We start from the raw sequence: 5695 nt of genomic DNA on the forward strand, positions 1-5695 counted from the left end.
GCCCCGACCGGCGGGACTGGTGGCTGGACCGGATCCGCCGCTGCTACGCGCTGCAGTAGTCGAACCGCCCCGGCGGGCCAGGCAGCAGTCGAAGGGGGAGCGCACTTCGTCGTCGTAGTTCGGGTCTCGCGGCGTCTGCCGCCGCTACCTCCCGGGCCGCGGCAGTTCCCTCGTGCGCGGGGCGTAGCCCCAGTGGTGGCGACCCAGTCGCGAGGGCGGCAGCAGCGAGTCGAAGTCCGGCAGCCCGTCGGCGGCCAGCACCTCGTCGGAGATCGCCACGCTCACCACGCGGCCGAGCAGCATCGCGCTGGTGCCGAGGTCGATCACATCGTGCCGCACGCACTCGAACGCGATCGGTGCCTCCGCCACCCGTGGCGCCGACACCACCTCGGAGGGCTCGCCGGTCAGCCCCGAGAGGGCGAACTCGTCCACCTCCGGGCCGACCGGAGCCGAGGTGGCGTTCATGACCTCCATCAGCGATTCGGTCCCGATGTTCACCACGAACTCACCGATCTCGACCACGTTGCGGAAGGTGTCCTTGCGGCCGATCGAGGTGACCGACAGGATCGCGGGCTCGGCGCAGGCGACTGTGAAGAACGAGTACGGGGCGAGATTCGGCACCCCGTCCGCGGAGATGCTCGAGACCCAGGCGATGGGCCGAGGGGTTATCGACGCGGTGAGCAGCGCGTACAGGCCCTTCGCGGGAGGATCGTCCGGCGTGTGGATGGTGCGCATCCCACCATTCTGCCGCTGCCCAGGGGGGAGAAGCGTGATCCGGGTCACACCTGATCTAGCCTGGGGCGGCGAGCACACGACGTGGACGCTGGGCGGGGCGGTCGAGAGGGGTCGGAGACGATGGCGGAGACGACGAGAGTCCGGATTCCCCTGCGGGATCAGCTGTGGTTGATGATGGATCGCCCGGACAACCTCATGTACATCAACTCGGTGATGTGGTTCGCCGAGGTCCCCGACTGGGACGCGGTTGCCGAGGCGATCAGCAGCCGGATGGTCGACCCCCACCCGGTGTTCCGCCGGGTTCCGATACAACGGGGGCGGCGGTGGCACTGGCAGGACGACCCCGACTTCGACATCTCGCGCCACGTCGTCCGCAGTCGTCTGCCCTCGCCGGGCGGCCGCGCCGAGGCCGAGGCGTATATCGGGGAACAGATGGGGCAGCCCCTACCGGACGACCGCCCCCTCTGGCGCGCCGAGTTCGTCGAGAACTTCGTCGGGCATGAGTCCGGACAGGAGGGCGCTCTCCTGCTGTTCCGAGTCCAGCACGGGTTGGTCGACGGCATCCGGTTGACCCAGCTGGTCCTGGGTCTGTGTGACCACGATGACGACGCCTCTCTGCCCCGGGTAGGTCGCGAACTCGCCTCAGGGGGCGGCGGGATCCTCAGGGCGGTCGGAAGCGCCGGGGTCGAGGTGGTGAGGGAGTCGGTCGGTATCGCCCGTGGCCTGGCCGGCGCCTCGATCAGATTCCCGGTCACGCTCTCGCGGTTGACCAGGGACGTGCTGGCCCCGGGCGGGGAGCTGACCCGGGTACCCACCCGGGTCGTGGAGTCCCTGGCCGATCACGTCAGCCCCACCAACCGGATGGCCAACACGTACCGTTCCGTCTTCCGCCTGCTCTTCGAGCCCAGGGCACCGGAGCTGTCCTGGAGCGGCCGCGCACGCGCCCGGAAGAAGGTCTCCTGGGTCACCGGGCTGGACCTCGCTGCAGTCAAGAGGGTGGCAGCCGTGCACGACACCACCGTCACCCCGGTGATGATCGCCGCGGTGTCCAAGGCGCTCACCCGGTACCTCGACGCGAGCGGGGACCGCCGGGTCTCGGACATCAACCTGATGGTGCCGGTGTCCGTGGCGCCGGCCGGGAACGAGGCGGGTGAGGAGCTGGGCAACCACATCACGCTCATCCTCATGCGCTTACCGCTGGGGATCGACGACCCGGATGACCTCCTCGACGCGATCACCACGTCCATGACGAGGGTCCGGTACTCGTTCGAGCCGCACGTCACCTTCGCTGCCATGCTCGGTGTGGCGGCGACCCCCGGGCCTGTGGCGCGCGGGGTGATCGACCTGTTCGCCAACAAGACCGTCGGCCAGCTCACCTCGGTTCCCGGGCCGGACTCCGCGGTGCGGCTCGCAGGGACACCGGTCGAGGGGATGCTCGGCTGGGTGCCGATGAGCGGAGACCAGGCGATCGGGATCAGCATCTTCAGCTACGACGGAAGGGTGTCCGTGGGGATAGCCACCGATGCCGAACTCGTGCCGGACCCTGGCCGGGTCGCCGAGATGATCGAGGGCCAGTTCGCGACCTTCGACGGCTGGGAGGCCCAGGTCTGAGGACCGCCGTCGCCGTCGCCGCTCCTCCTCTCCGCGCCGCACCTCACCACGCCGGCCCATGGACCCCGGTAGGTGTGGCGAACCGGGAGAACCCTCGTGATGTCGGTCACGCCTGCTCTAGCCTGAAGCGGAGCGCACATAGCCCGGTGGGCGAGCGTGGCCACGGGAGAGGGGCCGGGACGATGGGGGAGACGACGAGAGTCAGGATTCCGCTGCGGGATCAGTTGTGGTTGCACATGGATCGCCCCGACAACCTCATGTACATCACGTCGTTGGTGTGGTTCTCGGAGATCCCCGACTGGGACGCGGTCACCGAGACGATCACCACCCGGATGGTCGGACCCCACCCGGTGTTCCGCCGGGTCCCGGTCCGCGAGGGCAGGCGGTGGTACTGGGAGGACGATCCCGACTTCGACCTCTCCAACCATCTGATCCGCGGTCGGCTCCCCGCGCCGGGCGGGCGGGCCGAGGCCGAGGCGTACGTTTCCGAGCAGATGAGCATCCAGCTCCCTGATGACCGCCCCATCTGGCGTGCCGAGTTCCTCGAGGGTTACCACGGCCACGGCCACGGCCACGAGGCCGAACGGGAGGGTGCGCTGGTCCTGTTCCGGGTCCAGCACGGGATGGTCGACGGCATCCGGCTGACCCAGTTGGTCCTGGGTCTGTGTGATAGCGATGACGACACCCCGCTGCCCCGGGTGGGCCGACCCCTCTCCCCTGGTGGGGGCGGGATACTCGGGACGGTCGGCAGCGCCGGGGTGGGGATGGTCAGGGACTCGTTCGGCATCGCCCGCGGTCTCGCCGGCGCCACGGTCACGTTCCCGTGGACCCTCACGCGGCTGGTCAGGGACGTGGTGGCCCCGGGCCGCGGGGTCACCCGGGTGCCCACGCGCGTCGTGGAATCCCTGGCAGACAACGTCGACCCCACTAACAGGACGACCAATACCTATCGTTCGACCTTCCGGCTGCTGTTCGAACCCAGATCGCCCGAGCTGTCCTGGAGCGGTCACGCCCACGTCCAGAAGAAGGTCTCCTGGATCTCCGGGCTGGACCTCGCAGCGATCAAGAGGGTGGCGAAGGCGCACGACACCACAGTCACCACCGTGATGCTCGCGGCGGTGTCCAGGGCGCTCACCGAGTACCTCGACGCCCACGGCGATCGTCGGGTCTCGGACATCAACCTCATGGTGCCGATGTCCATCGAGCCGGTGGGCGACGAACTGCCGGAGGAACTGGGCAACCACCTCACGATCATCCTCATGCGCCTGCCGCTGGGGATCGATGACGCCGACGAGCTCATCGACGCGATCGCCACGTCCATGTCCCGGGTGCGCTACTCGTTCGAACCGCACGTCAACTTCGCCACCATGCTCGGCGTGGCGGTCACTCCCGGCCCGGTGGCGCACGCGGTGATCGACCTGCTCGCCAACAAGACCGTCGGCCAGCTCACGTCGGTACCCGGGCCGGTCTCCACGGTGCGGATAGCCGGCACTCCCGTCGAGGGGATACTCGGCTGGGTTCCGATGACCGGCGACCAGGCCTTCGGGATCTGCATCTTCAGCTACAACGGCAAGGTCTCGGTAGGCATCGCCACCGACGCGGAACTCGTGCCCGACCCGGGCCGGGTGGCCGGGATGATCGAGGACAAGTTCGCGACGTTCGCCGGCTGGCACGAAGGCGAATGACCAGCCGGCGCGTCGATCCTCCCGGAACGAGCCCGCCTCACCACGCCGGCGCCGGGACCTCCGGGTGCGCGGCGAACCATGCACCGATGTAGGACATGTCGATGCCCTGGTCCTCCGCGATCAGGTCGTACATCGTGCGACCGTCGAGCGCCTCGCGAAGCAGGTCGGCGTGTCCACTGTGCCGGTTGATCTCGGTCAGCACGTGCTGCGCGGCCCAGCGTCCGTTGAACGGTGCCAGCTCAGGCGGGAACCACGGCATCTCGGTGGGGACCGGGACCTGCGCGTCCAGATCGGCGGCTCGGAGATGGGCGAGTCCGGCGGCGCACCGACGGTCGTACTCGGCGAGGATGTCCTCGGCGGTCGCGTCAAGGTCGACCCTGTTGACGGCCTCGGCCCACTCGAAGGCCTCCGGTAGCGAGCGTCCCGTCTCCAGGGGGTCCGGCGCGACGGCCGCCCGGCCCAGCCAGCCCTCGGCCACCTGGCCGATGTGCAGGATGAGCCAGCCCAGGGTGAGCTCACTCGACGGGACCGGGCGCGCGCGCAGTTGATCGCCGGTGAGGCCGTGGACGATCGAGCGGGCGTTGACGAGCGCGTCGTCGATCCACTCGAGCAGGGTCTCGCGCTCGGTGGTGTGGGTGGCGGGGAACAGTGGCATGGCGAACTCCTGGGTGGTGCGTCGTGGATGGGGTGGTGTCGGCGAGCGCCGACGGGTCGTCCGGGCCGTCCAGGTCAGACAGACCGACCGGTCGACCGGATCAACGGGTGTGGGCGTACAGGTCACGGAGCAGGCACAGCTCCGCGCCGTGGTGGATGACCTCGCGGTGGATGTGCAGGACGAGGGTGGCCATGGGGGCGGAGGACCAGTGGCCCTCGGCCTCCCCGACGGGCGTGGCGAGGGCATCGTCGTCGAGCCCCCGGACCCCCTCCATCCAGCCCGCGTAGGTGCGGTCGAGCTGGGTGAGCCCGCCCTCGGCGTCACCGGCGAACTCGTGGGTCATGTAGTCGTGGGGCGGGCCGCCGAAATGGTCGTGCCACCGGGCTCCGAGCACTCCCACGACCACGTGGCCGATCCGCCACGCGATGGTCGTCAGCGGTGCGGGCCGGGGTTCGGGATAGGCGAAGTCGATCGTGAAGTCGCCGCTGCCGGCCTGCACTTCCGCGGAACCGGTGCCCCGCGGACGCACGCCCCAGGTCCGATCGTCGGGTGCGGGGGAGAAGTGGTACTCGTCGTCGGTCAGGCCCTCCAGGCGCGGCCGGAGGTGGCTGGTCCAGTGGTACTCGAGTTGGTCGACGAGCTGGTCGGTCCAGTCGATGGTGCGGGCAGTGGTCATGGTGGTCTCCCGGTGGTGGGGGCGGTCGGCCGACAGTCGGGCCGCTCGCTCGCGGTCCGACAGCAGACTCTCAGGTAATCAGGACAGATCGTGTCCTCTGACGGTGCGAGAGTGGACCACGTGACCGAGGACAAGATGCCCACGACCCAGCGCGTGCTGGGACTGCTCGACCTGTTGCAGCGGCGCGCGGTGTGGACCGGGCCCGAACTCGCGGCCGAGCTCGGGGTCACCACCCGCTCGGTGCGGCGGGACGTGGACCGACTGCGCGACCTGGGCTATCCGGTCGAGTCCGAGCGCGGCGCGGGCGGGGGGTACCGGCTGGGATCGGGACGC

The 5695-nt window shown here is 69.7% G+C and carries 6 protein-coding genes; 3 read left to right on the forward strand and 3 right to left on the reverse strand.

Going from position 1 to position 5695, the window contains the following annotated elements:
* Positions 1-144: 144 nt before the first annotated feature.
* Positions 145-735 carry a flavin reductase family protein gene (locus G6027_RS07635; protein ID WP_182636648.1) on the reverse strand — a complete coding sequence of 197 codons (591 nt, stop codon included), beginning with the start codon at positions 733-735 and terminating at the stop codon, positions 145-147.
* A gap of 120 nt (positions 736-855) precedes the next feature.
* Between G6027_RS07635 and G6027_RS07640 the strand changes: the two genes are divergently transcribed.
* Positions 856-2346: a WS/DGAT domain-containing protein gene (locus G6027_RS07640; protein ID WP_241726916.1), complete on the forward strand. Its 1491-nt coding sequence runs from the start codon at positions 856-858 to the stop codon at positions 2344-2346.
* Between the two features lie 182 nt (positions 2347-2528).
* Positions 2529-4031: a WS/DGAT domain-containing protein gene (locus G6027_RS07645; RefSeq protein WP_182636649.1), complete on the forward strand. Its 1503-nt coding sequence runs from the start codon at positions 2529-2531 to the stop codon at positions 4029-4031.
* A gap of 37 nt (positions 4032-4068) precedes the next feature.
* Here G6027_RS07645 and G6027_RS07650 read toward each other — a convergent pair whose 3' ends face one another.
* Together G6027_RS07650 and G6027_RS07655 are read right to left on the reverse strand one after the other, a co-directional pair.
* Positions 4069-4686, reverse strand: a complete 618-nt coding sequence (locus G6027_RS07650) for a DUF664 domain-containing protein (RefSeq protein ID WP_182636650.1) — start codon at positions 4684-4686, stop codon at positions 4069-4071.
* Positions 4687-4786: 100 nt separating this feature from the next.
* Complete coding sequence (locus G6027_RS07655) at positions 4787-5344, reverse strand: DinB family protein (RefSeq protein WP_182636652.1); 558 nt, start codon at positions 5342-5344, stop codon at positions 4787-4789.
* Between the two features lie 153 nt (positions 5345-5497).
* Between G6027_RS07655 and G6027_RS07660 the strand changes: the two genes are divergently transcribed.
* The coding region (locus G6027_RS07660) for an HTH domain-containing protein (protein ID WP_182636653.1) at positions 5498-5695 on the forward strand (198 nt) is incomplete at its 3' end.

It is taken from the genome of Dietzia sp. SLG310A2-38A2, assembly GCF_014145095.1.
GTDB lineage: Bacteria > Actinomycetota > Actinomycetes > Mycobacteriales > Mycobacteriaceae > Dietzia.

Excerpts from the sequence above, each read along its gene's own strand:
- G6027_RS07635 (WP_182636648.1), bottom strand. The coding sequence starts at position 735 with ATGCGCACCATCCACACGCCGGACGATCCTCCCGCGAAGGGCCTGTAC.
- G6027_RS07640 (WP_241726916.1), top strand. The coding sequence starts at position 856 with ATGGCGGAGACGACGAGAGTCCGGATTCCCCTGCGGGATCAGCTGTGG.
- G6027_RS07645 (WP_182636649.1), top strand. The coding sequence starts at position 2,529 with ATGGGGGAGACGACGAGAGTCAGGATTCCGCTGCGGGATCAGTTGTGG.
- G6027_RS07650 (WP_182636650.1), bottom strand. The coding sequence starts at position 4,686 with ATGCCACTGTTCCCCGCCACCCACACCACCGAGCGCGAGACCCTGCTC.